The 523-nt window shown below is 56.8% G+C and carries 2 pseudogenes; both read right to left on the bottom strand.

Annotated elements, in window-relative coordinates:
- A pseudogene (locus ACJ8IL_RS24745) lies at nt 1–275 on the bottom strand (IS3 family transposase); the annotation flags it as partial.
- A gap of 17 nt (nt 276–292) precedes the next feature.
- A pseudogene (locus ACJ8IL_RS24740) lies at nt 293–523 on the bottom strand (hypothetical protein); the annotation flags it as partial.

Genomic DNA, 523 nt, shown 5'->3' with positions numbered 1-523 from the left:
CGATAAAAACGATGATGGCTGTACGTCGTCTTGTGATATGCCCGTTTAGGCATCACCAGTAACCGCGCGCAGCGCAGGATACTGAACAACCGGTCACGGCCCACATGCAACGCCGGTTCGGGGTGTTGCCGCAACAGGTGATGCAGCTTACGTGTCCCCAGTCGGGGTTGGTGCAAGCGGATGGCCGTCACCTGTTCGACGAGATGCCGGGCCTGCTCCTCTTTGCCTGCTTCACGCTGCAGGGACTGATACCACGCTTGTCGGCTGATGCCCATCCATCGGCAGGCCCGCGTTACTGTGAGTCCCGGTACTTGTGTTTGCGCGATAAGGCGGTTAGCTGCTTTTTTGTCAGCGTGGCGCCAAAGTCGGTGTTCATCACTTTGACGACAGCTTCGAAGAACTGGGCTTTGACTTCAGATTCAGCCAGTTGCTGCTCAAGTTCTTTAATACGCTGTTCGGGCGTCAGGGGGAGTTTGGGCATGTTGTCTCCGCACGTTCTGGTGGAAGGAGAAGTTCGCCAGTC

It is taken from the genome of Serratia sp. CY47444 (assembly GCF_052168635.1).
Taxonomy (GTDB): Bacteria; Pseudomonadota; Gammaproteobacteria; order Enterobacterales; family Enterobacteriaceae; genus Serratia; species Serratia bockelmannii.
This window is presented reverse-complemented; position numbering and strand designations above follow the sequence as displayed.